At 72.2% G+C, this 26,634-nt stretch carries 30 protein-coding genes, 2 tRNA genes, 1 other RNA gene, 1 pseudogene and 1 riboswitch; of the genes and pseudogenes, 16 read left to right on the top strand and 18 right to left on the bottom strand.

What is annotated here, in order from left to right; all coding sequences use genetic code 11:
* Nucleotide 1: 1 nt before the first annotated feature.
* The 4 genes from FHX44_RS14925 to FHX44_RS14910 all read right to left on the bottom strand — a co-directional run bounded on the left by FHX44_RS14925 (nt 2) and on the right by FHX44_RS14910 (nt 3,989).
* On the bottom strand, nt 2-1,432 hold the full coding sequence (locus FHX44_RS14925; RefSeq protein WP_147256354.1) for an alpha/beta hydrolase family protein: 1,431 nt from the start codon (nt 1,430-1,432) through the stop codon (nt 2-4).
* Between the two features lie 111 nt (nt 1,433-1,543).
* Complete coding sequence (locus FHX44_RS14920; protein ID WP_147256353.1) at nt 1,544-2,290, bottom strand: amino acid ABC transporter ATP-binding protein; 747 nt, start codon at nt 2,288-2,290, stop codon at nt 1,544-1,546.
* Nucleotides 2,287-3,135, bottom strand: a complete 849-nt coding sequence (locus FHX44_RS14915; protein WP_212612480.1) for an amino acid ABC transporter permease — start codon at nt 3,133-3,135, stop codon at nt 2,287-2,289. The genes FHX44_RS14920 and FHX44_RS14915 overlap by 4 nt, the downstream gene beginning before the upstream one ends.
* Nucleotides 3,132-3,989 (bottom strand): ABC transporter substrate-binding protein, encoded by an 858-nt coding sequence (locus FHX44_RS14910; RefSeq protein WP_246170385.1) that lies wholly within the window; start codon nt 3,987-3,989, stop codon nt 3,132-3,134. Before FHX44_RS14910 ends, FHX44_RS14915 begins: the two co-directional genes overlap by 4 nt.
* A 67-nt stretch (nt 3,990-4,056) precedes the next feature.
* On the opposite strand from FHX44_RS14910, the gene FHX44_RS14905 reads away from it, so the two are divergent.
* Nucleotides 4,057-4,144: transfer RNA gene (locus FHX44_RS14905), tRNA-Ser, on the top strand.
* Between the two features lie 188 nt (nt 4,145-4,332).
* Here the strand turns inward: FHX44_RS14905 and FHX44_RS14900 are convergent.
* Nucleotides 4,333-4,872: a YbhB/YbcL family Raf kinase inhibitor-like protein gene (locus tag FHX44_RS14900; protein ID WP_147256351.1), complete on the bottom strand. Its 540-nt coding sequence runs from the start codon at nt 4,870-4,872 to the stop codon at nt 4,333-4,335.
* A gap of 121 nt (nt 4,873-4,993) precedes the next feature.
* On the opposite strand from FHX44_RS14900, the gene FHX44_RS14895 reads away from it, so the two are divergent.
* Nucleotides 4,994-5,659, top strand: a complete 666-nt coding sequence (locus tag FHX44_RS14895; protein ID WP_212612994.1) for a GntR family transcriptional regulator — start codon at nt 4,994-4,996, stop codon at nt 5,657-5,659.
* Between the two features lie 600 nt (nt 5,660-6,259).
* Here FHX44_RS14895 and FHX44_RS14890 read toward each other — a convergent pair.
* Together FHX44_RS14890 and FHX44_RS14885 are read right to left on the bottom strand one after the other, a co-directional pair.
* A complete protein-coding gene (locus tag FHX44_RS14890) occupies nt 6,260-7,021 on the bottom strand; it encodes a nucleotidyltransferase domain-containing protein (RefSeq protein ID WP_147256349.1) in 762 nt (253 codons plus the stop codon).
* A gap of 15 nt (nt 7,022-7,036) precedes the next feature.
* Nucleotides 7,037-7,636 (bottom strand): phosphoribosyltransferase family protein, encoded by a 600-nt coding sequence (locus FHX44_RS14885; RefSeq protein ID WP_147256348.1) that lies wholly within the window; start codon nt 7,634-7,636, stop codon nt 7,037-7,039.
* A 40-nt stretch (nt 7,637-7,676) separates the two neighbouring features.
* Here FHX44_RS14885 and FHX44_RS14880 point away from each other — a divergent pair, with 40 nt between their 5' ends.
* Together FHX44_RS14880 and FHX44_RS14875 are read left to right on the top strand one after the other, a co-directional pair.
* Nucleotides 7,677-8,594 carry an alpha/beta fold hydrolase gene (locus FHX44_RS14880; RefSeq protein ID WP_147256347.1) on the top strand — a complete coding sequence of 306 codons (918 nt, stop codon included), beginning with the start codon at nt 7,677-7,679 and terminating at the stop codon, nt 8,592-8,594.
* Between the two features lie 11 nt (nt 8,595-8,605).
* Nucleotides 8,606-9,898, top strand: a complete 1,293-nt coding sequence (locus FHX44_RS14875; RefSeq protein WP_147256346.1) for a cytochrome P450 — start codon at nt 8,606-8,608, stop codon at nt 9,896-9,898.
* On the opposite strand, the gene FHX44_RS14870 is transcribed toward FHX44_RS14875, so the two are convergent.
* The 4 genes from FHX44_RS14870 to FHX44_RS14855 all read right to left on the bottom strand — a co-directional run bounded on the left by FHX44_RS14870 (nt 9,873) and on the right by FHX44_RS14855 (nt 12,245).
* A complete protein-coding gene (locus FHX44_RS14870) occupies nt 9,873-10,373 on the bottom strand; it encodes a hypothetical protein (protein ID WP_147256345.1) in 501 nt (166 codons plus the stop codon). The two genes, FHX44_RS14875 and FHX44_RS14870, sit on opposite strands and share 26 nt — an antisense overlap.
* 125 nt (nt 10,374-10,498) lie before the next feature.
* A complete protein-coding gene (locus tag FHX44_RS14865; RefSeq protein WP_147256344.1) occupies nt 10,499-11,473 on the bottom strand; it encodes a threo-3-hydroxy-L-aspartate ammonia-lyase in 975 nt (324 codons plus the stop codon).
* Nucleotides 11,474-11,582: 109 nt separating this feature from the next.
* Nucleotides 11,583-11,858, bottom strand: coding sequence for a GlsB/YeaQ/YmgE family stress response membrane protein (locus FHX44_RS14860; RefSeq protein WP_147256343.1), 276 nt, complete (start codon nt 11,856-11,858; stop codon nt 11,583-11,585).
* A 72-nt stretch (nt 11,859-11,930) separates the two neighbouring features.
* A complete protein-coding gene (locus FHX44_RS14855) occupies nt 11,931-12,245 on the bottom strand; it encodes a DMT family transporter (RefSeq protein WP_147256342.1) in 315 nt (104 codons plus the stop codon).
* 11 nt (nt 12,246-12,256) lie between these two features.
* Nucleotides 12,257-12,323, bottom strand: a riboswitch (guanidine-III (ykkC-III) riboswitch).
* 132 nt (nt 12,324-12,455) lie between these two features.
* Here FHX44_RS14855 and FHX44_RS14850 point away from each other — a divergent pair.
* Nucleotides 12,456-13,529, top strand: coding sequence for a M48 family metallopeptidase (locus FHX44_RS14850; protein ID WP_147256341.1), 1,074 nt, complete (start codon nt 12,456-12,458; stop codon nt 13,527-13,529).
* A gap of 132 nt (nt 13,530-13,661) precedes the next feature.
* Here the strand turns inward: FHX44_RS14850 and FHX44_RS14845 are convergent, their stop codons facing one another.
* The 3 genes and pseudogenes from FHX44_RS14845 to FHX44_RS14835 all read right to left on the bottom strand — a co-directional run bounded on the left by FHX44_RS14845 (nt 13,662) and on the right by FHX44_RS14835 (nt 15,440).
* A complete protein-coding gene (locus FHX44_RS14845) occupies nt 13,662-14,273 on the bottom strand; it encodes a hypothetical protein (RefSeq protein ID WP_147256340.1) in 612 nt (203 codons plus the stop codon).
* 25 nt (nt 14,274-14,298) lie between these two features.
* Nucleotides 14,299-14,517 (bottom strand): annotated as a pseudogene (locus FHX44_RS43840) (asparaginase domain-containing protein); the annotation flags it as partial.
* 5 nt (nt 14,518-14,522) lie between these two features.
* A complete protein-coding gene (locus tag FHX44_RS14835; RefSeq protein ID WP_147256339.1) occupies nt 14,523-15,440 on the bottom strand; it encodes an NADP-dependent oxidoreductase in 918 nt (305 codons plus the stop codon).
* 587 nt (nt 15,441-16,027) lie between these two features.
* Between FHX44_RS14835 and FHX44_RS14830 the strand changes: the two genes are divergently transcribed.
* The 3 genes from FHX44_RS14830 (at nt 16,028) to FHX44_RS42780 (ending at nt 17,860) form a co-directional block, all read left to right on the top strand.
* Nucleotides 16,028-16,876, top strand: a complete 849-nt coding sequence (locus FHX44_RS14830; protein ID WP_147256338.1) for an ATP-dependent DNA ligase — start codon at nt 16,028-16,030, stop codon at nt 16,874-16,876.
* Nucleotides 16,852-17,310: a site-specific integrase gene (locus FHX44_RS42785; RefSeq protein ID WP_212612479.1), complete on the top strand. Its 459-nt coding sequence runs from the start codon at nt 16,852-16,854 to the stop codon at nt 17,308-17,310. The genes FHX44_RS14830 and FHX44_RS42785 overlap by 25 nt, the downstream gene beginning before the upstream one ends.
* 166 nt (nt 17,311-17,476) lie before the next feature.
* Complete coding sequence (locus tag FHX44_RS42780; protein ID WP_246170384.1) at nt 17,477-17,860, top strand: tyrosine-type recombinase/integrase; 384 nt, start codon at nt 17,477-17,479, stop codon at nt 17,858-17,860.
* A gap of 79 nt (nt 17,861-17,939) precedes the next feature.
* Here the strand turns inward: FHX44_RS42780 and FHX44_RS14820 are convergent.
* Nucleotides 17,940-18,024: transfer RNA gene (locus FHX44_RS14820), tRNA-Ser, on the bottom strand.
* A 62-nt stretch (nt 18,025-18,086) separates the two neighbouring features.
* Here FHX44_RS14820 and ffs point away from each other — a divergent pair.
* Together ffs and FHX44_RS14810 are read left to right on the top strand one after the other, a co-directional pair.
* An RNA gene (ffs, locus tag FHX44_RS14815) (signal recognition particle sRNA small type) lies at nt 18,087-18,181 on the top strand.
* A 680-nt stretch (nt 18,182-18,861) separates the two neighbouring features.
* A complete protein-coding gene (locus FHX44_RS14810) occupies nt 18,862-20,982 on the top strand; it encodes a DNA polymerase III subunit gamma and tau (RefSeq protein ID WP_212612478.1) in 2,121 nt (706 codons plus the stop codon).
* Between the two features lie 320 nt (nt 20,983-21,302).
* Here the strand turns inward: FHX44_RS14810 and FHX44_RS14805 are convergent, their stop codons facing one another.
* Entirely contained in the window at nt 21,303-22,076 is a 774-nt protein-coding gene (locus FHX44_RS14805) for an N-acetylmuramoyl-L-alanine amidase (protein ID WP_246170383.1), read from the bottom strand.
* Between the two features lie 95 nt (nt 22,077-22,171).
* Here FHX44_RS14805 and FHX44_RS14800 point away from each other — a divergent pair, with 95 nt between their 5' ends.
* Nucleotides 22,172-22,519 carry a YbaB/EbfC family nucleoid-associated protein gene (locus FHX44_RS14800; RefSeq protein ID WP_246170382.1) on the top strand — a complete coding sequence of 116 codons (348 nt, stop codon included), beginning with the start codon at nt 22,172-22,174 and terminating at the stop codon, nt 22,517-22,519.
* Between the two features lie 12 nt (nt 22,520-22,531).
* Nucleotides 22,532-23,152 carry a recombination mediator RecR gene (gene recR, locus FHX44_RS14795; protein ID WP_147256336.1) on the top strand — a complete coding sequence of 207 codons (621 nt, stop codon included), beginning with the start codon at nt 22,532-22,534 and terminating at the stop codon, nt 23,150-23,152.
* Between the two features lie 9 nt (nt 23,153-23,161).
* Here the strand turns inward: recR and FHX44_RS14790 are convergent, their stop codons facing one another.
* Complete coding sequence (locus FHX44_RS14790; protein ID WP_147256335.1) at nt 23,162-23,392, bottom strand: hypothetical protein; 231 nt, start codon at nt 23,390-23,392, stop codon at nt 23,162-23,164.
* 248 nt (nt 23,393-23,640) lie between these two features.
* On the opposite strand from FHX44_RS14790, the gene FHX44_RS14785 reads away from it, so the two are divergent.
* The 4 genes from FHX44_RS14785 to FHX44_RS14770 all read left to right on the top strand — a co-directional run bounded on the left by FHX44_RS14785 (nt 23,641) and on the right by FHX44_RS14770 (nt 26,000).
* Nucleotides 23,641-24,504: a helix-turn-helix domain-containing protein gene (locus tag FHX44_RS14785; RefSeq protein WP_147256334.1), complete on the top strand. Its 864-nt coding sequence runs from the start codon at nt 23,641-23,643 to the stop codon at nt 24,502-24,504.
* Nucleotides 24,505-24,609: 105 nt separating this feature from the next.
* A complete protein-coding gene (locus tag FHX44_RS14780; RefSeq protein WP_170308910.1) occupies nt 24,610-24,813 on the top strand; it encodes a DUF397 domain-containing protein in 204 nt (67 codons plus the stop codon).
* A 93-nt stretch (nt 24,814-24,906) separates the two neighbouring features.
* On the top strand, nt 24,907-25,806 hold the full coding sequence (locus FHX44_RS14775) for a helix-turn-helix domain-containing protein (RefSeq protein ID WP_147256332.1): 900 nt from the start codon (nt 24,907-24,909) through the stop codon (nt 25,804-25,806).
* On the top strand, nt 25,803-26,000 hold the full coding sequence (locus FHX44_RS14770) for a DUF397 domain-containing protein (protein WP_147256331.1): 198 nt from the start codon (nt 25,803-25,805) through the stop codon (nt 25,998-26,000). The genes FHX44_RS14775 and FHX44_RS14770 overlap by 4 nt, the downstream gene beginning before the upstream one ends.
* Nucleotides 26,001-26,118: 118 nt before the next feature.
* Here FHX44_RS14770 and FHX44_RS14765 read toward each other — a convergent pair whose 3' ends face one another.
* Entirely contained in the window at nt 26,119-26,328 is a 210-nt protein-coding gene (locus FHX44_RS14765; RefSeq protein ID WP_147256330.1) for a hypothetical protein, read from the bottom strand.
* Between the last annotated feature and the right edge of the window lie 306 nt (nt 26,329-26,634).

The raw sequence follows: 26,634 nt of genomic DNA, 5'->3' as shown, positions 1-26,634 counted from the left end.
CCTACCTCGGGAAGCGTTGGGTCAGCCAGCTCCGTACCAGCTCGAGCGCCGACGGGTCGATGGTCGTGTCGATCGTGGCGTACTCGTCCAGCCCGCCGCTGCCGGCCGGCTGCATGAGGTGGTTGAGCCCGGGGAGGGTGCGGACGGTGGCGTCCGGGCTTCCCGCGAGCAGGGAGCGCATCAGCGGCTCGTTCTGCCCGGCGGGCACCTGCAGGTCGGCGCCGCCGAAGAACGCGAGCACCGGCACCCGCAGCGCCTGCAGCGCGGGGGCGGGGTCGTGCACCGCCCACGAGCGGTAGTACGGGTTGACGGTCGCCGCCACCTGGGCCTCGATCTGCTCCGGGCTCGGTTGCTGCTCCGGCGGCAGGCCCGTGGCCTGTGTCACGAGCTGCCGAACGGCGAGTGCGCGTGCCCGTTGGTAGTCCTCGGCGCGCAGCAGGGCGACCAGCGTGCGCACGTACGCGACCTGTTGCGACACGACCTCGGGGGGCGCTCCCGCGGCCTCCAGCAGCAGCTGGTTCTGCGCCACCAGCACGTCCTCGCCGGTCGCGGCGGGCCCCGCCATCATGATCGCGAACGCGACCGGGGTGCGCTGCGCGACGAGCGGCGCGAGGTAGCCACCCTCGCTGTGCCCGAGCAGCCCGATCCGGTCGCGGTTGATCTCCGGGCGGCCGCGGAGGAAGTCGACGCCGGCCACGACGTCGCCAACGAGCCGGTCGTAGTCGGCCTCGTAGAGCTGCCCGCCGGATCCGCCGACGCCGCGGTCGTCGACCCGGAGCACGGCGTATCCCGCGCGGGTCAGGACGTCGGCGAGCAGCAGGAACGGCTTGTGGCCGAAGAGCTCCTCGTCGCGGTTCTGCGCGCCGCTGCCCGTGAGGAGCACGACCGCGGTGAACGGGCCCGGCCCTTCCGGCCGGGTCAGCGTGCCGGCGAGGTCGACGCCCTGGCCGGGGTACTTGACGTCCTCGATCCGGTACGGGAACGGCGGCTTGGGCTCCTGCGGCCTGCCCGCGACGGGCCCGGGGCGCAGGACGAGCGGGAACGACTGCCCGAACTGCGTGAACGCGCCGGGGATGCTCTTCCCGTCGGTCTCGAAGGTGCCGCGGAACCAGGCGTCGCCCCCGACCTCCGGCAGGCGGAAGGAGAGCTCGCGGCCCTCCAGCAGCACGTCCGAGAGCGGCATCGCCTTGATCGCCTGCGCCGGGATGTCGATCTCCCCGCGCAGTTTGCCGTTCTCGGCCGTCAGCCGGATGCCGATCTCGAGCGGCGCGCCGGGGACACCGATCCGGCCGGCCCATTCGCCTGCCGTCGTCTCCACGGTGGGGGTCACCGGGGCGGGAGGAGGTGGCGGGGGAGGCGGTGGCGTCGGCGTCGATGCGCAGCCCGCGAGCAACAGCAGCACGACGGGCAGGGCGGCGAGCAACCGGCGCATGGCATTCACCGTATTGGAGGTAATAGGGCGCCCCTATCTGAGGAGGGCGCTGATGAACTCCGACCTACTGCGCGGCGGCCGCTCGCTACGGCCGGAGTTCATCAGCACCTCCTATAACCGCCCCGCGGCGATCACGCGGGACAGGAACTGCCGGGTGCGTTCCTGAACGGGATCGCCCAGCACCTGGTCCGGTGGCCCGGACTCGAGCACGCGACCGCCGTCGAGGAAGCAGACCCGGTCGGACACCTGGCGGGCGAAACCCATCTCGTGCGTCGCCATCAGGATCGTGACGCCGTCGGCGGCGAGCCCGCGGACGATCGAGAGCACCTCGCCGACCAGCTCCGGGTCGAGCGCGGAGGTGATCTCGTCGAGCAGGAGCAGGCGCGGGCGGACCGCGAGCGCACGGGCGATCGCCACGCGCTGCTGCTGGCCGCCGGAGAGCCGGTCGGGGTGGGCGTCGGCCCGGTCGGCGAGCCCGACGCGGTCCAGCAGCTCGCGCGCCCGCTCGTCGGCCTCGGCGGCGGGCAGGCCGTGGACCACGCGCGGGGCCAGCGCGACGTTCTGCAGCGCCGTCATGTGCGGGAACAGGTTGAACGCCTGGAACACGATCGCCATGCGCCGTTGCGCCGCCGCTGCATCGGCCCGCGGGTCCGAGATGTCGACGCCGTCCAGCAGCACTTGACCGTCGTCGATCTCTTCGAGGAGGTCGACGCAGCGCAGGAGCGTCGACTTCCCGGAGCCCGACGAGCCGATCACCGTGACGACCTGGTGCTCGCCGACGGTGAGGTCGACGTGGTCGAGCACGGTGGCGTCGCCGTAGCGCTTGACGAGGCCGCGCACGTCCAGCACCGGTGTCATGCGAGCCCCTGCCGCCTGGTCGCCCGCGCCGCAACGGCGTCGGCGATCCGGCCGGTGGGCACCGCGAGCAGCACGAAGAGCAGCGCCGCCACGACGTACGGCGTGAAGTCGAACGTGCGCGCCGACGCGATCTGGGCCGCCCGGATCGCGTCCACGGCGCCGAGCACGGAGATGAGCCCGACGTCCTTCTGCAGGGCCACGAAGTCGTTGAGCAGCGGTGGCAGCACCCGCCGCACCGCCTGCGGGAGGATCACCAGCCGCATCGACTGGCGGTGGGTCAGGCCGAGGGAGCGGGCGGCGGCGCGCTGCGACGGGTGCACCGACTCGATTCCCGCCCGGAACACCTCGGCCACGTACGCGGAGTAGATCAGGATCAGCGTGATGGTGCCGAGCACCGCGGTGTCGGTCGGGATGCCCTGCAGCCGCAACGCGGGCAGCCCGAAGCCGATCAGGTAGAGCGCGATGAGCAGCGGCACGCCGCGGAACAGGTCGACGTAGCCGGTGGCCAGCGCCCGCAGCGGGAAGAACACCGGGCCGCGCAGCGTGCGCAGCACCGCGATCAGCAGCCCGAGCACGAGGACGCCGAGCTCGGCGACCACGAGCACCCGCACGTTCAGCCACAGCCCCGCCGCGACGGCCGGCAGCGACTCCCAGCCGACCCGCAGGTCGAGGAACGTCTCCTGGACGCGCGGCCAGCCGGGAGCGCTCGTCACCCCGACCGCGAGCACCACCGCGAACAGCACGGTGGAGCCCAGGGCCACCAGGGTGGAGCGCCGGGCCCGCAACCGGCGGTACGCCAGCCGTTCCTGCGCCAGCGGGCTCGCTGCCGGTTGCAGCAGGGTCACCGCAGTTCCGGGGCGGTCTCCGCCGACGCGAGCCACTGGTCCTCCAGCGCGGCGAGCGTGCCGTCGCCGCGGAGCTTCTCGACCACGGCCGAGACGCACGCCGTGAGCGGGCTGTCCTTGTCCAGCACGGCGCCGAACTGCTCCGGCGTGCCGCTGCCCAACGGGAGCTGCCCGACGATCTTCGCCCCCTCCAGCTCGGCCGAGGTGATGTAGAAGGCGGTGGGCAGGTCCACCACGATCGCGTCGACCTGGCCGTTGGACAGGGCGAGCTTCGCGTCGTCGTTCGTGTTGAACACCGCGGGCTCGCCTGTGGGGGCGATCTGGTCGAGGATCGCCTGGTAGCTGGTGGTGCCCACCTGTGCGCCGAGCCGCAGGCCCTTCAGGTCGGCGATCGAGCCGGCAGCGGCGGCCGCGCCGGTCTGCATCGCGACCACCGCCTGCTTCACGTCGTAGTAGGGCGCGGAGAAGTCCACGGCCTGCGCCCGCTCCGCGGTGATCGAGAACTCGGTGAGGTTCAGGTCGTAGGACTTCGGCCCCGGCTGGATGGACGCGTTGAACGGCACGCGCACCCAGGTGACCTTCTCCCGCGGGTAGCCGAGCCCGTCGGCGATCGCGTACGCCACGGCGCCCTCGAAGCCACGGCCGGACGCCGGGTCGTCGTCGAGGTACCACGGCGGGTAGACGGGCTGGTCGGTGCCGAACGTGAGCGTGCCGGACGTGAGGGTCGGCAGTGCGCCGGGCTCGCAGGACGGTGCGCCCGCCGCCGGGGGTGCGGCGGGCTCGGGTGCGCAGGCGGCGGCGAGGACGAGAGCGGCGACCGCGAGCACACGCCGGACCGCGGACGAGGAGATCACCGCTGGATTCTGCCGTGTCCCGCGGGCGGGGCGAAACGCCGGTGGGGCACCTTGTAAGCTCTTCGGCGGTAGCGTGTCCGAGCGGCCGAAGGAGCGCGCCTCGAAAGCGCGTGAGGTGCAAGCCTCCGTGGGTTCAAATCCCACCGCTACCGCCAGCCTGAACAGGCCGAACGCCGGGCCTCCCGCGAGGGAGTGCCCGGCGTTCGCCGTTGTGGTGGTATTTCGTCTGGTCAAGCGGCCGGCGGTGGTCCCTGACCAGCGCCGGCGGCGCCGTGCAGCGAGCGGGCGACATGAACTCCGGCGAGGGAGCACGCCGTCGGGGCGAGTCCCGACGAGCTGTTCCTCAGGCCGGGGTCTCGCCGGTGGCGATCAGAACGGCGCGGCCGAGGGTGTGTCCGAACATGGTGAAGCCGAGGACGGCCGGGGTGGCGTCGGCCTGCACGCCGATGGACTCGACGTCGAGGGCGTGCACCACGACGAAGTAGCGGTGAGGCCCGTGCCCGGCCGGCGGGGCGGCGCCGATGAAGTGGGCCGCGCCTGCGTCGTTGCGCAGCTGGAAGGCGCCCGCGGGCAGGCCCGAGCCGGTGTCGTCGCCCGCGCCCTCGGGCAGCTCGGTGACGGTGGCCGGGATGTCGACGACCGCCCAGTGCCAGAAGCCGGACCCGGTGGGGGCGTCGGGGTCGTAGACCGTGACGACGTAGCTCTTGGTGCCGTCCGGGGCGCCGTGCCAGGACAGCTGCGGGGAGATGTCCTTCCCGCCCGGGACGCCGAAGATATCGGAGTACTGCTCGGGCGACCAAGCGGCACCGTCGCTGATGGTGGTGCTGGTGACGGTGAAGGAGGCCACCTCCGGGTGGCGGGCGAAGGGGTCGTTGGCGCTCATCGCGTCGATCCTCTCGAGCTGTGTTGTGACGTCCAATCGACCATAGCACAGATCATCGATTATCTGTGGGATCGTCTATGCTCGTGGCATGGCGCCGACGTCCGACACATCGGGGAAGCAGATGCTCTCCGAGCAGGTCTACGCACACCTGCGGGACGCGATCATGCGCGGCGAGTACGCGCCCGGTGCCGCCCTCAAGCCGCAGGACCTCGCCAAGGAACGGGGCGTGAGCCTGGCCGTCGTGCGCGAGGCGCTCGTGCGGGTGGTCGGCGACGGCATCGCCGACCGACTGCCCAACCGGGGCTTCGCCGTCGCGGCCTTCTCCGATCGCCGCTGGCAGGAGATCGCGGAGGCCCGCCAGGCCATCGAACCGGTCGTGCTGCGCATGTCCATCGAGCGCGGCGACGTCGACTGGGAGGCCCGCGTGCGAGCCGCCCACCACCGTCTGACCCGCACCCCCGTGTACGTGCCGGAGGAGGGCGAGCACTACAGCAGCGCGTGGTCGGAAGCCCACCGGGTCTTCCACCGCACCCTGCTGGAGGGTTGCGGAAACTCCGTCCTGCTGGAGGCCTTCGACCGCACGTGGACCGCGAGCGAGCTGGCCCGCCGCTGGTCGACCCACCGCAACCCCGACCGGGACGGCTTCGAGGAACACCGGCGCCTGGAGGAGGCGGCGCTGGCCCGCGACGCCGACACCGCGGCCGAGCTACTGGCCCGGCACGTCGCGATGACCGCGGCCGCACTGACCGGTCGTACACCTCACGAACCCGCGCCGACCGGCGGGTAGCCCTCACCTCCGGCTGCATCCGCTCGGACGATGTTCCCCCTGGCCCATCGAGGACCTCCGGCCCTCCTGCATCGGCGAGCCACCGTGACGGGGACCTCCCACGGATGCCCGTTGGCTTCAGGTCGTGTCGATCATTGGCGACCGAGTCGTGCGGGAAGGCTCGCCGGTGCGTCGCGTCAGGATGTATCCGAGCCGCGTGCGCCGCGGCCTGTTGGTCCTCGTGAGTGGGCTCTTCGCCCCGGGCACCGTGCTCTTCCTCTGGAAGATGCTCTCCGGTCGCCCCGTGCTCGTGCTGGACGAACGCGGGATCAGCGACGCGACCTCGCTGACCGGCACCACGTTCCTGCCGTGGGCGGAGATCGACGGGGTGTACGAACACCGGGGCGGCGTCGGGCAGAGCTGGATCGGCGTCGACGTGCAGGATGGCGCTGCGTCGGCAAGGCGGGAGGGCGTCGTCACGCGGCTCGACCGGGCGCTGTTCGGCGGTTCCATGCACATCATGAGCGTCACGCTCCCCCTGCGCATCGACGACGTTCTCGGCGAGATCGCCGCCGTCGCGCCGGACCGCGTGTACGTGGGGGGAGGAGCTGGCACTAGCCCCTACGGGGCACCGGCCGTACGGGCGCTCAGTTCGTCCAGCCGAGGAGGGGACAGGAGCTCACGCACCTCGCGCACCGCCCCTTCCGGATCGCGGGCGCTCGTTCCGATGATCTCGTGGGCCGCGGCGAGGCCGGCGGCGTCGACGATGCCCTTCTCGTTCAGCACCCACTCGCCGCGCTCGGCCAGTACGCCGTGCGCGGTCTGCGCGGTGGCCCGCGCCATCATCCCCGCGGCGAGGGCGACGTCCCCACGCCTCGCGTACTTCTCGGCGTACGTGAGCGAGAAGCCGCCGCCCCAGCGCCACCGCCTGCCCGCCGCCGTCCGCAGCGCGTCCGGGTAGGTCACCTGCGGCAGCCTGCCGTGCAGGACCCGGGAGATCGCGAGCTCGCCGACCGGGGTGTAGGTGGGCAGACCGGCGATGTGGCCCTCGACGTTGTCGATCTCGAAGTGGCCTGCCTGCGCGTCCGCCCACCACCCCTCGATGACGTCGAGGTCGCGCAGCAGCACGTCCACCGGCTCGCCCTCGACCGACAGCCACGCCCCGCCGTTGACGATCCGGCCCCACTCCCCGGGGTGCGCGACGTGCCCGGGGAAGCCGAGGCCCGCGATGAGCCCGGCGTCGAAGCCGCCGCGGTAGTAGAGCCCGATGTCCCAGTCGCTGTCCGGGCGGTCCGTGCCGCGCGCGCGGCTCCCACCGAGCACCACCGCGACGACCCCGGGGAGGGTGACGAGCTCGGGAACGATCGCGTCGAGGACTGCCATGGCCCGATGATCCCCTCAGGGTCGCTGGAGGGGCTCTCCCTTTACGCACAGCGGGCAGTGCTCCGGCTCGAAGATCTCGTTCCGCCGGGTGGCGACCGTCTCGAGCGGCAGGCCGGCCGATGCGGCCACCGCCGCAGGCGTGGTGCCGAGCGCGAGCAGCGCCCCGAGCGCCACCGGCCGCGCATCGGCCCGCGTGAGCGCGGCGAGGGTGGCACGTACGGCCGACCCGGCGTTCACCACGTCGTCGACGACCGCCACCCGCAGGCCGGCGAGCCGGGCGTCCAGCGCGCGGGGGAGCTCGTAGGTCGCCGCGTACAGGCCGCCGTCGCCGGCCGAGGTCCGTTCCGTGTGGCAGAACCGCACCCCGAGCCGGGTGGCGACGACCTGGCCGAGGTACGCGCCGCCGACGAGCGGGCCGCACACGACGTCCGGCGCGTGCGGCCGGATCAGCTCCGCCAGCCGGTTCGCGAAGGGCTCGAGGGCCGCGGGCTCCCAGAACAGCGCGTCCAGTTCCAGCCACAGCTCGCCGTGGTGACCCGACTCCAGCGGGAAGTGCCCGGCGCGGGCCGACATCAGGGCCAGCACGGCGTCCTGGGTGTCCGTCGGGTTCGACATCGCGTTTGCGAGCGTAGCCAAGCCGGCCGAGCATGCAGGGATGTCGCTCTTCGAGGGCTTCACCACCGGCGTCGTCGACGTCGGTGACGTGCAGCTGTACGTGCGCCACGGGGGCGCAGGGCCCGCGGTCGTGCTCCTGCACGGCCACCCGCGGACCGGCGCCACCTGGCACCGCGTGGCGCCGCAGCTGGTGGCGGCGGGGCACATCGTCGTGGTGCCGGACCTGCGTGGCTACGGGCGCTCGTCGAAGCCACCCACCACCGCGGACCATGCGCCGTACTCCAAGCGCGCCATGGCGGGCGACGTCGTCCGGCTGATGCGCGGGCTCGGCCACGACCGGTTCGGGTTGGCGGGCCACGACCGCGGCAGCTACGTCGCGCTGCGCCTCGCCCTCGACCACCCGGACGCCGTCGAGCGCCTCGCGCTCCTCGACTGCATCCCGATCTCCGAGCACCTCGCCCGGTGCGACGCCCGGTTCGCGCGAGAGTGGTGGCACTGGTTCTTCTTCGCCCAGCCGGAGAAGCCGGAGCGCGCGATCCTCGCCGATCCCGACGCCTGGTACGGCGGCAGCCCGCTGCACATGGGCGAGGAGGCGTTCGCCGAGTTCCGCAGCGCGATCCGGAACCCGGAGACCGTGCGGGCGATGCTCGAGGACTACCGGGCCGGGCTCGGCATCGACCGCGCCCACGAGGAGGCCGACCGGGCCGCAGGGCGGCGGGTGGCCTGTCCGCTGCTGGTCATGTGGTCCCGCCACGACGACCTCGAGGACCTCTACGGCGACCCGCTGGAGATCTGGCGGAGCTGGGCCACCGATCTGAGCGGCGGGCCGATCGAGTCCGGCCACCACATGGCCGAGGAGGCGCCGGACGAGCTCGCCGGCGCATTTCGGATGTTCTTCACCGACGGTGGACGACCGATCTCAGCACACTCTCACCATCAGGGGCGCTCACCTGCATAGAGTTCTGCCGCATGTGGGGGGCCCGCACACGCATCATCGCCGCTCTCGCCCGCCTGCGGCTGGGACGCAGGCACACCGGCAGCACGGACGCTCTGCTGTCGGTCCTGCCGGACTCGGCCCTCGTGCCGCTGCAGCGCGAGGGGCTGGACCCGGTGGCCGAGCTCGCAGAGCGGCGCGCGGTGGAGCCGGTCAGCCGGATGAAGCTCCCGTTCGGGCTGCGCGCCTGGCTGGTCACCGGGTACGAGGAGACGAAGGCGGTGCTCGCGAACTCGCCCGCGTTCAGCAACGACTTCAGCAACCTCGTCGGCACGGTCGGGATCACCGCCGATCAGAACCCGGGAGGCCTCGGGTTCACCGACCCCCCCAACCACACCCGGCTGCGCAAGCTGCTCACGCCTGAGTTCACCGGCCACCGGCTGCGGAGGCTCACGCCTCGGATCGAGGCGATCGTCGAAGGTCAGCTGGACGACATGCAGGCCGCGGCCGCGGCGGGGGAGCGGGTGGACCTGGTACAGACCTTCGCGCTGCCCATCCCGTCGCTCACGATCTGCGAACTGCTCGGCGTGCCCTACTCCGACCGGTCCGAGTTCCAGCGCCTGTCCACCACCCGCTTCGACCTGCTCGGCGGGGTCACCGGCTCGCTCGGCGCGATCTCCGAGTCCATGGAGTACCTGCTCAAGATCGTGCAGAAGCAGCGGGACGAGCCCGGCGACGGGCTGCTCGGCCGGCTCGTGCGCGAGCACGGCGACGACCTGTCCGACCACGAGCTGGCGGGTCTCGCCGACGGGCTGCTCACCGGTGGGCTGGAGACCACCGCCAGCATGCTGGCGCTGGGCACGATCGTGCTCATGCGGCACCCGGAGAGCCGGGATGCGATCGGGGAGAGCGACGAGGCGGTCGACGCGTTCGTCGACGAGCTGCTGCGCTACCTCACGGTCGTGCAGGTCGCGTTCCCGCGTTTCGCCCGGCACCGGCTGAAGATCGGCGGCGCCACCATCGAGAAGGGCGACATCGTCCTGTGCTCCCTCAGCGCGGCCAACCGCGACGGCGGAATGGACGAGTTCGACCCCGGCCGCCCCACCCGCCCCCACCTCGCCTTCGGCCACGGCCTGCACCGCTGCATCGGCGCGGAGCTCGCCCGGATGGAGCTGCGTGCCGCCTACCCGGCGCTCGTCCGGCGGTTCCCCGACATCCGCCTCGGCACCGAGCCGTCCGAGCTGCCGTTCCGGAAGCTGTCGTTCGTGTTCGGGATCGACACCCTGCCCGTGGACCTCGGGGTCACGGCTCCTCGACCGACATCGTGAACTGCACCGACTCCGCCGCGAGCAGCCCGGTCACGGTCCAGCACCCGGGGGAGGGGAAGGCCACCGACGCGGGCCAGAACGACAGATCGGTGGTGCCGAACGCCTGGGCGAATCCGCCGACCTGGCCGGGCGCCGCGCCCGCGGCATCCGCCCGGACCGCGGTGACGGCGGGCGCGCCGCGCGACGCCGTCGGCAGGCCGTCCACGAGCGTGACCATCGGGAACTTCAGCACCAGCGCGTCACCCTGCGGAACGGGCGGGTAGTCGGGAAGAGCCACCCACAGGTCGCCCTGCCCGTACCAGTTGCTCGTGGTGGCGGCGAGCGCAGGTGGACGGTCCGCGGGCGGCGTGGGCGCGGTTTCCGCGCACGGGGCGGCGACCGCGGCGGCCGGCAGGTCGGCCGGCCCTCCGGCCGCCGAACACCCGCCGCAGAGCGCGAGCACGGCGGCAGCGGTCAGGGCTCGGAACGGTGGCATGGCTGGCTCTCCGTGGTCGGACGAACGGCGATCCTAGGAGCCGGAACGGGCGCCTGGCTACGAACCGTCATCGATCCGCCACTGATCGCCACTCTGTGCGTCCGGGGGTTCGCCGAACGTGCCGATCAGGAGCCGGCCGGCGCCGTGACGAGCGCAGCGAAACGGTCGAGGTCGACGTTGCCGCCGCTCACCAGCACCCCGACCCGCTGCCCGGCGAGCTCGGCGCCGAACCGGCGCACGGCGGCGAACGCGAGGCAGCCCGTCGGCTCCACGACGATCTTCATCGTCGACGCGAACACCCGCATCGCCGCCACGAGCTCATCGTCGCTCGCCGTGAGGATGTCGTCCACGTCGCGGCGGATGATCTCGAACGGGAGCACGCCGAGGTGCTGGGTCTGCGCGCCGTCGGCGATCGTCTGCGGCGTGTCGATGTGCACGATGGACCCGGTGCGCAGCGAACGGAGACCGTCGTCGCCCGCTTCGGGCTCGACGCCGATCACCCGGCACGACGGCGACAGCGCCCGCGCGGCGAGCGCCGATCCCGACAGGAGGCCACCCCCGCCGAGGCAGACGAACAGCGCGTCGAGCTCGCCGACCTCCTCGAACAACTCCATGGCGGCCGTGCCCTGCCCGGCGATGACGTCCGGGTGGTCGTACGGCGGCACCAGGGTGAGGCCCTTGTCCGCGGCGAGCGCACGGCCGATCTCCTCGCGGTCCTCGGTGTAGCGGTCGAACCGCACCACCGATGCGCCGTACCCCAGCGTCGCGGCGACCTTGCTCTCGGGCGCGTCGTGCGGCATCAGGATGGTGGCCGGGACGTCGAGGATCCTCGCCGCGAGTGCGATCGCCTGGGCGTGGTTGCCCGACGAGTAGGTCACGACCCCCGCCCGGCGCCGATCTTCGTCGAACCGCGACAAGGCGTTGAAGGCGCCGCGGAACTTGAACGCGCCCATCCGCTGGAAGTTCTCGCACTTGAAATGGATGTGGGCGCCGATCTCGGCGTCGATCCGTCGTGAGGTCAGCACCGGCGTGCGGTGCGCATGCCCTCGGATCCGCTCCGCGGCCGCCTGCACGTCGGCGAAGGTGGGTGGCGTCGGCATCGTCCTCCTGTCGCGGTCCGGTCCACCCGATCATGCGCCGAGCGCGAGCGGCAGACGAACGCCGGGTCCACCAGTGAGGCGGACCCGGCGTCGCGGAACACCTGCTGGTCTACCGCCGTACGGCCCGGCGTCCGTAGAACCCTGCGACGAGCGTGACGCCGATCGCGGCCACGACGACCTGCATGACGATTTCGATCCAGTCGATGCCCCGGGTGTCGGCCACGCCGAAGAAGCCGGCGATCCAGGTGCCGATGAACGCGGCCACGATGCCGACCAGGACGGTCAGCCAGATCGGGATGTCCTGCTTCCCCGGTGCCACGAGGCGGCCGAGGAATCCGATGATGGCTCCGATGATGATCGCGGTGATGATGCCCGTGACGGTCATCGTTCCTCCTGATTCCCCCTTGGGGCCGCTCCTGACGACCCGCTGCAGGCCGTGTTCCCGATCTCGCCGGTACTAATGCAGGAACTTCAGGCCGGCCACGCCACCGACGACGGCCCCGAGGCACAGCAGCCGCATCACGGTGACCGGCTCGCCGAGCACCGCCATCCCGTACAGGACGGTTCCGACGGCGCCGATCCCGACCCACACCGCGTATCCGGTGCCCACCGGGATCTCCCGCAGGGCGTAGGCCAGCCCGACCATGCTCAGCCCGAGCGCCACCACGAACACGAGCGAGGGCACGAACCGGCTGAACCCCTCCGAGCGGCTCAGAGAGGCCACCCAGACCGTCTCCAGAACGCCCGACACCAGCAGCACGAGCCACGCCACGACACACCTCCGGTGCGTCGTCTTGTCGTGCCGGGTACGACGTCGCTCGTCCGGGGGTGCCGCGGTTGCGGGCCCACCTGCAGGCTACGACCGGGTGGCTGACGGGGCCTGCGTTGGTGACCGACCTGACCACCAGTCCTGCCGGTATGGCCTTCATCACAGTCCAGCGCGTTCCCCAACGCTCTCGATCGAGGCCGGGTCGAACCCGGCATGACCACGCGATCGAACCCGGGGCCGCGCAAGTCCGGTGGGGCGGGCAAGTCCCGCCGCGGACAACCCGCCCATCCCACAGGCAGGGTGCGGTTTCCCGGGATCAGCCCGCGCGCCTACGAACACCCGGTGGACCGGGGCGCGCTCGCCGCCCTCCGCATGGCCCCCGGGTTCGCCGAGGTGCTCAAGGCACTGTCGGGCTTCTTCCACGAGCGTGGGGAACGACTCAGGGCCGTCGGGTCGTCGATCCGCGTCGGCCCCACCCAGTACCCCGAACTGGACCGGCTGCGTCTCGAGTGCGCGGAGATCCTCGACATCGATCCCCCGCAGATGTTCGTGACCCGCGACCCCGACGCCAACGCGATGACCCTCGGCATGGACGCGCCGTTCATCGTGCTGAACACGGGGCTCGTCGAGCTGCTCGACACCGACTGCCTGCGGTTCGCGATCGGGCACGAGATGGGGCACATCCTCTCCGGCCACGCCGTGTACCGGACGATGATGGTGCGCCTCATCGAGCTGCAGCTGAGCATGTCCTGGATGCCGGTGAGCGCGATCGGCCTGCGGGCGATCAGGGCCGCGCTGAGCGAGTGGTACCGCAAGGCGGAGCTGTCGTGCGACCGCGCCGGACTGCTGTGCGCCCAGGACCCGCGCGCCGCCCTGGAGACCCACATCGTGATGGCGGGCGGGTTGCGTCCCGCCGAGGTCGACATCCCCGCGTTCCTCCAGCAGGCCGCCGAGTACAGCGCGGGCGAGGACGTCCGCGACAGCCTTCTGAAGCTGCGGCACACGGAGCGGCTGAGCCACCCCCTCGCCGTGGTGCGCGCGGCGCAGCTGCAGCAATGGGCGGCGTCGGTCGAGTACCGCGCCATCCTCGCCGGGGACTACGCGCGCCGGACCGAGGACCGCCCCACGGACCACTGGTCGGCCGACATCGGCTCCGCCGCCAAGAGCTACCGGGACTCCGTCGTCACCTCCAGCGATCCGCTCGCCAAGGTCTTCGCCGACGTCGGCGAGGCGGTGTCCACCACGGCCGGTCGCTTCTGGGGACGGATCAACGGCGATGTCGGCTAAGGCATGGATCCTGCTCGCGGCACTCGCAGCCTTCACCCACCCACCGCGGTGCCCCTGCACGAGACGATCCGCACCCGGCCCCGGAGGACGAGGCTCACCCGGCGGCGCCGACCCCGGAACAGCGGGCCGCCCTCACGGGCCGACCCGGCGTTCTCGTCGCTCAGAGGATCCCGACGAGTCGTAGCAACAGCAACACCAGCAGGAGCGCGACCGGGTTCCCAGCACGACGCGGGCGACCGACCCGAGTGGGCCGTTGTCAGAACCGCGCGAACCAGGCACGGCACTCCTCCAACCCGCCCCGCCGAGAGCGGCCATCAGCGCGTAGCGGGCCTTGTGCGCCGGCAGGCCGCGAGCACCGATGGCGCCGACGCCGGCTGCGAGTCCGTCCGGTGGCCCCAGATCCTCGAGACGGGAGGATGCGTGCCGGGCCCGAGAAGCGATCACCGTCGGGATGCCCCAGTCCCGCAGCTCGCCGATGGTGGCGAGTAGATCGACCGGGACGTTGCCCGGTCCGGCACCCTCGAGCACCACACTGCGGCTTCCGAGGTCCACCACAGTGGTGAGCAGTGCCGGGTCCAGTCCCGGATAGGTCGTGACGAGGGCGGCCTCCGTCTCGGGCGGGCCGGCCGGCGCGGGCGGACGCGGCGGGGCCGGCGCCTCGGAGATGCACGAACCGGCCGCGACGCGGGCGAGCATCGGGTGTGGTTCCGACGACAGGCCACCGGGTCGGCGTGCGTCGAGCACGGTGGCCCACCGGGCCTGCGTGCACCCCGCCGTCCACGCACACCACAGCGCCGGCTCCGCGCAGGGCGGGCGAGCGTGCCGCGGTGAGCGCGTCCGCGAGGTTGCGCGGCCCGTCGGGCGCAGCGGCGTCGAGAGGACGGGCCGCTCCCGTGAACACGACAACAACGCCCTGCTCGGCGACCTCATCGAGCACGAGGTCGGTGAGGAAGGCCGTGTCCTCGACCGTGTCGAGGCCGTGCGCCAGAGTGTTCAGGGGCGCACACGGATGACGGTCTTGCCCTTGCGCCGCTCGCTCGGGTTGAGCGCGGGGACGGCGTCGTCGAGGGTCGCGACGGTTCCGATGTGCGTACGGAGGCGCCCGTCCCGCACCCGGTCGACGATCTCCACCAGCTGACTCGGGACGGACTCGACGACGAAGTCGGCCGCGAGGCCGTCGGCAGGGCGAGCTTCAGCAGGTCCGACGACCGACACCAGCGTCCCGCCAGGCCGGATGATGCTCGCCGAGCGCCTTTGGATGTCACCGCCGATGACATCGAAGACCAGGTCGACCCCGCCGATGTCGTCGAGATCCTCGTTGTCGAGGTCGAGGAACTCGTTCGCGCCGAAGTCGAGCGCCGCCTGGCGGTCCGCCGCCCGCCCGGTACCGATGACGTAGGCGCCGAGCTCTCGGGCGAGCTGCGTCACCACGGACCCGACCGCGCCGGCGGCGCCGTGTGCGAGGACGCTTTGCCCCGCCTGAAGACGACCGTGCTGGAACAGGCCTTGCCACGCGGTCAGGCCGGAGATCGGCAGACTGGCGCCCACCGTGAAGTCGACGTTCCCCGGCAGCGGCGCAAGGTTGCGTGCCTCCACGGCCGCGTACTCGGCCAGGGTTCCGTCGCGGTGCCAGTCCGTGATCCCGAACACCCGCTGTCCGAGCGAGAGTCCCGTTGTGCCGTAGCCGAGGGAGGTGACCACTCCGGCGAACTCGTGGCCGATGATCGCCTGGGCTCGATCGTGACCGGAGCGATCGACCCACGTCGAGGGCCACTCCCACTCTGCCGGGACGAAGCCCGACGCATGGACTTCAACGACGACGTCGTTGATCGCCGGGGTCGGCTCAGGCCGCTCCGCGAGTGTGATCCCGGCTGCTTCCGCGGCCTGGTCCGTAGCGACGATTGCCTTCATTGGTGCCTCCGTGGCCTACGCATCGGTATCAACGCGATGACTGCCTGTTCAGACCTTGTGCGCAATGGAAGTGGCCGCCGGCCCTGGCCGCGACGAGTGTGCGTGGGCGAGGGATGTGAAGATCGAGTTCGAGGACTGCATGGGAGCGACGCTAGTTCCGAACCGGTCCACTCACCTGTACCGGTTTCGCCTGGATTTGCTGTACCGGTCAGTCGTCCAGCCGGGTCTTGATGGTCGCGATCACCTTCGGGTCGTCCGGCGTGGTCATCGTTCGCGAACACGGGCGTCCGGGCCGAGCGGGGTGCGGTCGGTTCCCACAGAGAATCGCGGTCGAAACTCGTGGACAGAACCAGGTGGCTGCTCCTGTTGGCGCGGGCGTCCTGCACCGGAAGCAGTACAGATCCTGCCCGGCCGATTGGTGAGTGGGCCCGGCGGCCAACAGGACGCGGCGTGGACGGAGGGCAGCGGCGCGGTCACGGGCGTCGCCACGGCCCTGTCCACCAGCGTCGCACCCGCTGTGACCTGCGTATTGTCCGCGGGGTGAGCGGGTTGACGGGCATCGCCGGATCGAGTACCCGGTCCGACCGATGCTCGCCGTGCCCGCGCTGCAGCTGCCCACCAGCCGCCGCGGCGGCTGGGCAGCGGAACCCAAGCTCGATGGCTTCCGCTGCATCGCGCTGCGCAGCCTGGGCACCGTTGCTCTGCAGTCTCGCCAGTGCCGGTCGCTCACCCGGTACTTCCCGGAGATCGTCGACGCCGTCGCCGAGCTCGGCGGCGACGTGGTGCTCGACGGAGAACTCGTCTGCTGGAACGAGGGACGGGTCGACGTCGCTGCGCTGCAGCGGCGTCTGCACCCCAGCCAGGCACGAGCGCAGGAGTTGGTCGTCGCGATGCCGGCCGCCTACGTCGTGTTCGACATCCTCGCCCTCCCCGGCACCGACGTGCGCACGAGGCCCTATGCCGCGCGCCGGGCCCTCCTCGAGGACCTGACCGGCCTCGTCCTGATGCCCATGACCACCGATCTCGCTGTCGCCCGCACCTGGATGCTCGACCACAGCCATGCCGGAGTCGAAGGCGTGGTCGTCAAACGCCTCACCCACACCTACCGACCCAGCGGCGGCCGACCCTGGTTGAAGATCCGCACCAGGCTGACGGGCGGAGCCGTCGTGGGCGGGGTCCTCGGCTCGCTCGACCACCCCGAGGCCCTCTTCCTCGGCCGAGCCGATCCGCAGCGCCGGCTACGGGTCGCCGGCCGCACCAGGCCGTTGTCTCCCACGGCGCGCGCCGAACTCGCCGCCCTGCTGACCCCGGCCGCCGCGGCCACCCCTGGCCACCGGCCATCTCGTACAGCTGGTTCGGACAGCTACCGAGCAAGCAGCGCGACGCGGGATCGGTCCGTCGGACCGGACGGGTGTGGACGGTCGGCGAGTGGCTGACCTACTGGGTGGAGAACTTCGCTGCACCCGCCGTCCGCGAGAACATGCTCGCCGGCTATCGCGTCGCGATCAACACGCATCTAATTCCGGGTGTCGGGGCACATCGCCTCGACCGCCTCGAGCCGGAGCACCTGGAGCGGCTCTACGCTCGTATGATCGCGGCCGGCCGTTCGCCGGGGACGGCGCATCAGGCGCACCGCACCATTCGGACCGCGCTCGGCGAAGCGGAGCGACGCGGCCGCATCATCCGGAATCCCGCCAAGGTGGTTAAGGCGCCGCGGCTCGCAGATCACGACATCGAGCCGTACTCGATCGAGGAGGTGCAGGCGCTGCTGCGGACCGCCGACCGTCGCCGGAACAGCGCGAGGTGGGCGATCGCGCTCGCGCTCGGACTGCGCCAGGGAGAAGTGCTCGGACTCGGTGGTCAGACGTAGACCTCGACAGCGGCACCCTCTGGGTGCGACGAGGCCGGCTTCGACCACGCTACGAGCACGGGTGCGGCGGGAGGTGTGGAAAGTCGCCGGGGTACTGCCCGGACCGGCGACAGGTCCGGAGCGAGACCGACGAGACGCGGTCTCGCGCCCCCGCCGCGCCATTGGGTTGCCTGACGAGCTCATCGAGCTGCTCAAGCGGCATCGGGAGGAGCAGGAAGCAGAGCGGGCGACGGCAGCACAGCTCTGGCGAGACGGCGGGTACGCGTTCGCCACACCCACTGGGGAGCCGATCGATCCCAGCACCGACTACCACCAGTGGAAGCGGCTGCTGAGCGAGGCGGGGATCAGGGACGGGCGGCTTCACGACGCCCGGCACACCGCGGCGATCGTCCTGCTCATCCTCGGCGTTCCGGAGCGGGCAGTGATGGGACTGATGGGCTGGTCGACCACCGCGATGACGGCCCGCTACCAACACATCACCGGCACGGTCCGGGACGACGTGGCCCGGCTCGTCGGCGGGCTCATCTGGGGCGCTGTCGGGACCGACTGAGACTGAGACTGAGACTCGCACAGACGAACGCCCGGTGGTCGCGACCGCGACCACCGGGCGTTCGTGCTGCTCACAGCGGCGGAGGATGCGGGATTCGAACCCGCGAGGGCGTGAACCCAACACGCTTTCCAAGCGTGCGCCATAGGCCACTAGGCGAATCCTCCGCGTCGAAGCATAGCCGCCGGGTCGCCCGCCACCCTCACGCCCCCACTCCACTACACTCACCCACGGACCCCGCGCGGCGTCCATCCTGTGAACCCCCCCAGGGCCGGAAGGCAGCAAGGGTCAACGGGCTCTGGCGGGTGCGCGGGGTCCCCTTGCCTCGCTCATCGTGTTCCCTGGGGGCCAAGCCCCCAGACCCCTGCCGGAGGGGCTTCGCCCCCCGGACCCCCCGCCGTGGTCCCGTTGCGTTGCTCGCCCTCGCCCGTGAGTCGGTATATCGCCACGGTGAGTCTGGCGTCCACGCTGGGCGAGTTCCGCGTTTCAGCATGGTGAGTCGGGCGTCTCGGTGCGGTGAGTCGGGCGTTCGGCATGGTGAGTCCGGCGTTTCAGCGCGGTGAGTCGGGCGTCTCGGTGCGGTGAGTCGGGCGTTCGGCATGGTGAGTCCGGCGTTTCAGCGCGGTGAGTCGGGCGTCTCGGTGCGGTGAGTCGGGCGTTCGGCATGGTGAGTCCGGCGTTTCAGCGCGGTGAGTCGGGCGTCTCCGTGCGGTGAGTCGGGCGTCTGCGCGCGGCGGGTCCGGCGTCTCGGCGCGGCGGGTCCGGCGTCTCGGCGCGGTGGGTCTCGCGGTTCGGCTGGGTGAGTTCCGCGCTCGGCATGGTGGGTCCGGCGTTTCGGCATGGTGAGTCGGGTGTCTGCGTGCAGTGAGTCCGGCGTCTGGCCACGGTGGGCCTGGCGCCCGGGGCGAGCTCGGCGTCTCGGGGCGGCGGGTCGGCATCTCGGTGCGGGTGTGCAGGGCTTCCCCGTCGTTCGCGTGTCGGTGGTGGTGGGTAGCCTCGCGGCCGTGGCGCTGGCTCTGTACCGCAAGTACCGCCCGGCGAAGTTCGCCGAGGTGGTCGGGCAGGAGCACGTCACCGAGCCGCTGAGCACCGCGCTCGCCTCGGGCCGCATCAACCACGCGTACCTGTTCTCCGGGCCGCGGGGCTGCGGCAAGACGTCCTCGGCCCGCATCCTGGCCCGCTCCCTCAACTGCGAGCAGGGCCCCACCCCCGACCCGTGCGGTGTCTGCGCCTCCTGCGTGTCGCTCGCGCCGGGCGGCCCGGGCAACATCGACGTCACCGAGCTCGACGCGGCATCGCACGGCGGTGTCGACGACACCCGCGAGCTGCGCGACCGCGCGTTCTTCGCCCCCGCCGAGTCGCGGTACCGGGTGTTCATCGTCGACGAGGCCCACATGATCACCACGCAGGGCTTCAACGCCCTGCTGAAGATCGTGGAGGAGCCGCCGGAGCACCTCGTCTTCGTGTTCGCCACCACCGAGCCGGACAAGGTGCTCCCCACCATCCGCTCGCGCACCCACCACTACCCGTTCCGCCTCATCCCGCCCGGCACGCTGCGCAAGCTGCTGGAGCGGATCTGTGCGGAGGAGGGCGCGATCGTTGCGCCCCCCGTCTACCCGCTCGTGCTGCGGGCGGGCGGCGGGTCGGCGCGCGACACCCTCTCCGTCCTCGACCAGCTGCTCGCAGGCGCCGGGCCGGAGGGCGTCACGTACGAGCGGGCGGTCGCGCTGCTCGGTGTCACCGACGTCGCCCTGATCGACGACATGGTCGACGCCCTCGCCGCAGCCGACCGCGCCGCGGTGTTCGAGACCGTCGACCGGCTCGTGGAGGCGGGCCACGACCCCCGCCGGTTCGCCGCCGACCTGCTGCAGCGGCTGCGCGACATCGTGCTGCTCCAGTCGGTGCCGGAGGCCGCCGAGCGCGGGTTGGTCGAGGCCGCCGACGACGAGATCGCACGCATGGCCGAGCAGGCCGGCAAGATCGGCGCGGCCACGCTCACCCGGTACGGCGAGATCGTCCACACCGGGCTCACCGAGATGCGCGGCGCCACCGCTCCTCGGCTGTTGCTGGAGCTCCTCTGCGCGCGCATGCTGCTGCCCGCGGCCACCGGGGCCGAGTCCGGGCTCCTCGAGCGGATCGAACGGTTGGAGCGGCGCAGCGCCATCGCCTCCGCACCGCCCGGGCAGGAGGACCCGGCGGCGGCCGGGGAGGGGCGGCGCACCTTCCGCAGGCCGAGCGTGGCCCCGGCGACCGGCACCGGTGGTGAGCCGGCGGGTGCGGCGGCCGTCCCGCCCGCTCCCCGGCCCGAGGAGCAGGCCCCACCACCCGAGGCGCCTGCCGCCCGGCGCGCCGAGCGCCCCGCACCGGCCGCGCCCGTGTCCCCGGCGCCGAGCCGCCCGCAGGAGCCTTCGCCCCAGCCGGCACCCCAGCGGGCGCCCCAGCCTGCCGCCGTCCGGCCCGCTCCGCCCGAACCGGCCGCGCCCCCGCCGCCCCCGCCGCCCGCGGCGGCCCCGGAACCCGCGGAACCCGCCGCTGCCGCTCACGGCGCCGCGCTCGATGCCGCCGCCGTCCGGCGCGTCTGGTCCGAGGTGCTCGCCGCAGCGCGCGCGCAGAGCCGCAGCATCGAGGCGATGCTGGTCAACGCCACCGTGCGGGCCGTGCAGAGCGACACCCTCGTGCTCGGCATCGGTGCCCCCTCCCTCGCGCGCCGCCTCTCCGAGCCGCGCAACGCCGACATCGTCTCCGCCGCGTTGCACGCGGTGCTCGGGGTGCGCTGGCAGGTGCGGTGCGAGTCCGGCGACGCCCCGGCCGCCCCGGCCGCCCCGCCGGCCGGTGGCCGGGCCAGTGCTCCGCGGCGCTCCGAACCGCCGTCGCGCCCGCAACAGACGCCGCCGCAGACGCGGCCTCAGCGGCCGCCTCCGGTTCGCCGGTCGTCCGCCTCCGACGACGGCGTGCCGCTGCCCCCCGAGCCACCCGACGAGGACGTCCCCCCGGAGGACGACGAAGAGGCGATGCTCGCCGAGGCCGCCGTCCCGGTGAGCGACGCGGAGCGCCGCGACCCGGAGGAAGCCGCGATCGAGCTGCTCACCACGCAGCTCGGGGCGCGCGCCATCGAACGGCCGTAGCCGCCACGTCGGTGATCATCAGGTGGGCACGTTCGCGGCCGCCGCTGCACCGGACCGGTGGCGCACCTCGATCACCAGCCTGGTGCGCCCACGGCCGTATACGGCCGCCACCGCGCCGAACCGGTGATCAGCAGCCCCGTGATCGTCACCTTGGCGCGGAGGCGGCCACATCTGGCCGCCAGCGCACCGGTCTGGCGATCAGTGGCGGGGCAGGGCAGCCCGCCCCATCGCCGGCGCAGGCCGGGCCCGCCCGGTGATCGCCGCTCCGGCGCAGAACCGGCCAAATCCGGCCGCCGTTGCACCGGTCGGGCGATCATGCGTCATTCCTGCACGCCGAGGAAGGCCAGCACGCCGTCGCTGATGGCGGCGGCGTAGCGCTCGCGGCCATCCGGGGAGGACACCACCGCGGCCTCGTCCGGGTTGCGCATGTTCGCGCATTCCACGAGGGCCGTCGGGCGGGTGGCGTGGTTCAGTCCGGCGAGATCGGCCCGCGGGGAGAGCCCGTCCCGGCCGATGTAGTCCGAGTCGGGGAAGCCGCCCGCCCGCAGCGCGTCACGCAGGGCGGTGGCGAGCTCCAGCGCGGGTCCGGCCTGCGCCGGGTTCAACGGTGGATCGGAGTAGGCCACGTGGAACCCCGACGAGGTGGGGGCGGCCCCGTCGGCGTGGATCGACACCACGGCCGCGGCGCCTGCCGCCTCACCGGCGCGGCCGCGCTCGTCCACACACGGGCCCACGCCGTCGTCGTCCGGTCGGGTCAGCACGACGCGGACGCCGGCCGCCTCCAGCCTCGTCGCCACCCGCTCGGCGACGTCGAAGGCGAAGGCGTGTTCCGGGTAGCCGGCGTCGGTGGACGTGCCGGTGGTGTTGCACGCCTTCTCGCCGCCGCGACCGTCGGGCACGAGGCGGCGCGTCGCGGCCGGCTCGGAACCGTTGCGGCCGTTGTGGCCCGGGTCGAGCACCACCACGGGCGGCGCCGCCGCCTCTGACGGCGGTGCCGCCGGGGCCCGTTTCGGTGGCTCGGCGGCCGCGCCGGAGCACGCGACGGTGGTCAGGACCGTCGCGGCGACGAGCACGACCCATCGCGGGGTGCGCACGGCGCCAGCCTGCCACCCTCCCGGATCGCGGATGGCATAGCCTGGCTACGGAGCCGGCCGTGCCGGCGCAGGCGCGATGTGCGAGGAGATCGCTGGTGCAACCGGGTCAGCCCGACATGCAGATGATCCTGCAGCAGGCGCAGAAGATGCAGCAGCAACTGATGGCCGCGCAGGCCGAGCTGGCGTCCGCGGAGGTGGTCGGCCAGGCCGGCAACGGCCTCGTGCAGGTCACCACCACCGGGGCGGGTGAGGTGCGGGCGGTGCGGATCGACCCGAAGGTCGTCGATCCGGAGGACGTCGAGACGCTGCAGGACCTCATCGTCGGCGCGCTCGAGGACGCTGCGCGGGCGGCCCAGGAGCTGCAGGCCGAGAAGATGGGACCACTCGCGGGTGGTCTCGGCGACGCCACCGGTGGTCTCGGCCTGCCCGGCCTCGGCGCCTAGCGCTGTCCTGTCGTGTTCGAAGGGCCGGTCCAGGACCTGATCGACGAGCTCGGCCGGCTGCCGGGCGTGGGGCCGAAGAGCGCGCAGCGGATCGCATTCCACCTGCTCGCCGCCGATCCGGCCGACGTGGCGCGGCTCCAGGACGTGCTGCAGAAGGTCAAGGAAGGCGTCCGCTTCTGCGACGTGTGCGGCAACGTGTCCGAGCGGGAGCGGTGCCGCTACTGCGCAGACGCGCGCCGCGACCCCACCCTGGTGTGCGTCGTCGAGGAGCCGAAGGACGTGCTGGCGGTGGAGCGCACGCGCGAGTTCAAGGGGCGCTACCACGTGCTCGGCGGCGCGCTGGATCCGCTGGCCGGGGTCGGTCCCGACGCGCTGCGGATCCGGGAGCTGCTCGCCCGGCTCGGCGGCACCGGACCGGCGGCCGACGAGACCGAGATCGCCGAGGTGATCATCGCGACCGACCCGAACACCGAGGGTGAGGCCACCGCGACCTACCTCGTCCGGCTGCTGCGCGATTTCCCCGGCCTCACCGTCACGCGGCTCGCGTCCGGGCTCCCGATGGGTGGCGACCTCGAGTTCGCCGACGAGCTGACCCTCGGCCGCGCCCTGTCCGGACGGCGCGCTCTGAGCTGAGCCGCCCGGCTACATCGGGTCGTGCAGCTTGCCGCGCTCCCGGAGCAGCCGGCAGGCCGGGCACCCCTCCGACTCGGCGGCGCGGATCAGCTCGCGCTCCCACTCGCCGAGCTCCCGGCGATGGCGGGCGATGCGGTTCCACGCCTCCCGCTGCGCTCGCGCGTCCGCGTTGCCGATCAGGACGGCCAGCAGGACCAGCGCTATGACTCCTCCGACGGCGACGAATGCGATCCCGGTCATCGGTGCCTCCTCGGGCGGTGACCCGGTTCCGAGTGTGAGGCGCGGGCGCCTGCCATGCAAGTGCACAGCGGGATTGCTCATAGGATGTGCACAAGGAGTGCGGTGTTCTGCACGACAGTGATGGCCATCGCGTGACGGCAGGAGTACTCTCATTCGTCACGCACACCTGGCGGTCAGCCGCCGGGTACGCGCTCGGCGTCCGCGCACCGGACGTCCCCGGCTCAGGTCTGACCCGAAGGGGTTCCGGCATGGCTACCAGCCCTGTCCTGTCCCGTCGCACCCTCGGCACCGAGCTCCGGCGCCTGCGGGAGGCGGCGGGGGTGGCGGTCAGTCGGGCAGCGGAGGAGCTCGACTGTTCGGTATCCAAGATCAGCCGCATCGAGACCGGGCTGTCCACCCCCCGGCGTCCGGAGATCGACACGCTCCTGCGTCTCTACTCGGCCCCCGGCGCGCGCGAAGAGCTCGTGCAGCTGGCCGGTGAGGGCAAACAGGCAGCGTGGTACGACTCGTACGGCGACCTGCTCGCCCCGGGTTCGGCCCTGCACCGCTTCATCGGTCTCGAGGCCGGCGCGTCCATGCTCCGTCAGTTCTCATCGGGCGCCGTGCCAGGCCTGCTGCAGACCGAGCGCTATGCCCGGGCCATCATCACGGCGTCTCAGCCCACGGTGTCGGGCGAGGCGCTGGAGACGATGATCCGGATGCGGCTGGAGCGCAAGAGCGTCCTCCGGCGCGAGCCGGACCCGCTGCGTGTCGCGGCGCTGATCGACGAGTCCGTGCTGCGCCGTCCCGCGCAGGGGCCGGGCGTGATGCGCGAGCAGATCGAACACCTGTGCCGGATCATCGAGGAGGGTTCGTCGTCGATCGAGGTGCGCGTGCTCCCGTTCTCCATCGGGTTGCACGGGTTGCTCGGCGGCGGGTTCCAGATCCTCTCGTTCGACCAGGGCGAGAGCGATGTCATCTTCTTCGAGGGCCAGGACGGGGGCGGGCTGCAGGAGAAGGCCGACATCGTGCGGGCCCACTCCGACCGCCTCGACGCCGCCTGGAAGCAGGCCCTCGAGGGTCGCGAGCTGTTGAACTTCCTGCGGGAGGTCGCCGACACGTACGACGAGTAGGCCGCGGCCGCCACGTCCTCGCCCTCGGTCTCGCAGGTCGGCGAGACAGTGGATCACGCTCTGCCCTTGTACGATCACGCGATCGTGCGACGGAGGGGTGGACCGTTGAGTGATGCGGGTCGCGAACTCGAGTTCGTGGGGCGGGAGTTCTGCAGCGTGGGCGACTGCATCGAGGCCGCCCGTCTCCCTGACGGCCGGATCGCCCTGCGCAGCACCCTCGCCCCCGACGAGCCGCTGTGGCTGGTCACGGCGGGTGAGTGGGCCCAGTTCCTCCGGACGGTGAAGGACGGGGGCTTCGACGGCGTCTGACGGCGAGCCCTCATCGGGTCGGTCGTGGCGTTCGCTATCCTCGGTCGAGGCTGGTGCAATTGCACGCCTGGATTTCGACGAGTGGCGGACCTGATGCCCACTGCGCAAGGACCTGCGGGCCCGCGACGGCGGTTGGGGGCCGAGCTGCGCCAGCTCCGTCGCCGGGCCGAGCTGCAGCTGGTCGAGGTCGCCCGCGAGCTGGACTGCTCCGCGTCGAAGATCAGCCGTCTGGAGAACGGTAAGGGTATTCCCCGCATGCCCGATGTCGTCGCCTTGATGGAGCTGTACGACGTCACCGACGAGGAGCGCAGGGAGCGGCTCGCCCAGTTGGTGCACGAGAGCCGCGAACAGGGCTGGTGGGAGCGCTACACCGACGGCGTGCAGGCCGAGCGGTTCGTCATGAACGCGCCGGCTCGCTACACGGCGCTGGAGACCGAGGCGGTGCGGGTGCGGTCCTTCGAGGTCGCCTGGGTGCACGGTCTGCTCCAGGCGCCCGAGTACACCCGTGCGGTGCTGGAGGCGCTGCTGTCGGAACGTACCGGCGGCGAGGTGGACCGGCTCGTCGAGCTGCGCCTGCGCCGCCAGGAGGCGCTCACCAAACGGACGCCGCCGCTGGAGCTCGAGGTGGTGCTGGACGAGTCCGTGCTGAGCCGCGTGGTGGGATCGCCACGGGTGATGGCGACCCAGTTGCGCTATCTGCGTGAGCGCTCGGAGTTGCCGAACGTCACTGTTCGGGTGCTTCCGTTCTCGGTCGGGCTGCACCGGGCGCACGCGGGTCCGTTCCAGATCCTCGAGTTCCCCGACACGGTCGGGGGAGATGTCGTGTTCATCGAGGGCCCCGCGGGGGATACCTACGAAAACCAGTCCGATGTGGACCTGTATAAAGACGTCCTCGCGGACGTGGCGGACCGGGCGCTGGACCCGGACGCTTCGCGGGAGATCGTCCATCGATACGAGCTCCAGCACGCTCCCCCCGGAGGAAGACCGAGATGACCCAGCACACGGCGGCCGAGTACAGGATCAGCAGCTTCTGCTCCGGCGGCGACTGCGTGGAGGTGGGGGTGCTGCAGGAGGGTGTCGTGGCGGTGCGCGACACCAAGGACCGCAGCCGCGAGCTGACGTTCAGCTCGCAGGAGTGGGCGGCTTTCGTGGCCGAGATCAAGCGCGGCGCGTTCGACGCGCTCTAGGCGCGAGCCTGGGCGACGACGACCCGGCCCGGCCGTTGCGCGGGCGTATGGGCCGGGGCCGCCGCCCGACTCGGGGCGGCCCCGGCGGCCGCGCGATCACTCCCCGGGATCGCGCTGCCTAGTCGTCGTCCCACGACTCGTCGTGGTCGTAGGGCTGGGAGCCGGCGTGCGGGTCGAGGCCGTGCGGCTGAGGCTGCTTGGCCTCCCAGCGTGCGCGCCGCTCCGCCGCGATCTGCCGCCAGGTGGGTGCCTGTGTGGCCTCCACGATGCCGACCACGATCGCGACCAGGGCGAGAAGACCGATGCCTGCGACGATCAGAGTGATCATGGCGACGATCCCTTCCGGTCGGTCGAGCTGGCAGCGGTGTGCTTCCCCAGTGACATCAGTGGGCTCCTTTCCCGTGTGCTGCTCTCGCCGGCGGTCTGCCGGACGCTTGGGGCCCCGGGACGGGGGGCGGTTCCTGGATTGCAGGAGCTCCGCGATGAGTGCAGAGCGGCGGAGGTGGGTACCGGAGTGTTCGTCACGGTCGGCCTCCTCTCGGGATGACCCGGCCGGGCCCCCTCGGCGTCGGAGGTGAGGTCGGCCGGACACTTAGATTGCCGGACGCAAGGTCCTCCTGCAATTGCAAGAGGA

Origin of the sequence: Pseudonocardia hierapolitana, assembly GCF_007994075.1 — a bacterium.
GTDB lineage: Bacteria > Actinomycetota > Actinomycetes > Mycobacteriales > Pseudonocardiaceae > Pseudonocardia > Pseudonocardia hierapolitana.
The sequence above is the reverse complement of the archived record's forward strand: the minus strand, read 5'-3'. Positions and strand labels throughout refer to the sequence as shown.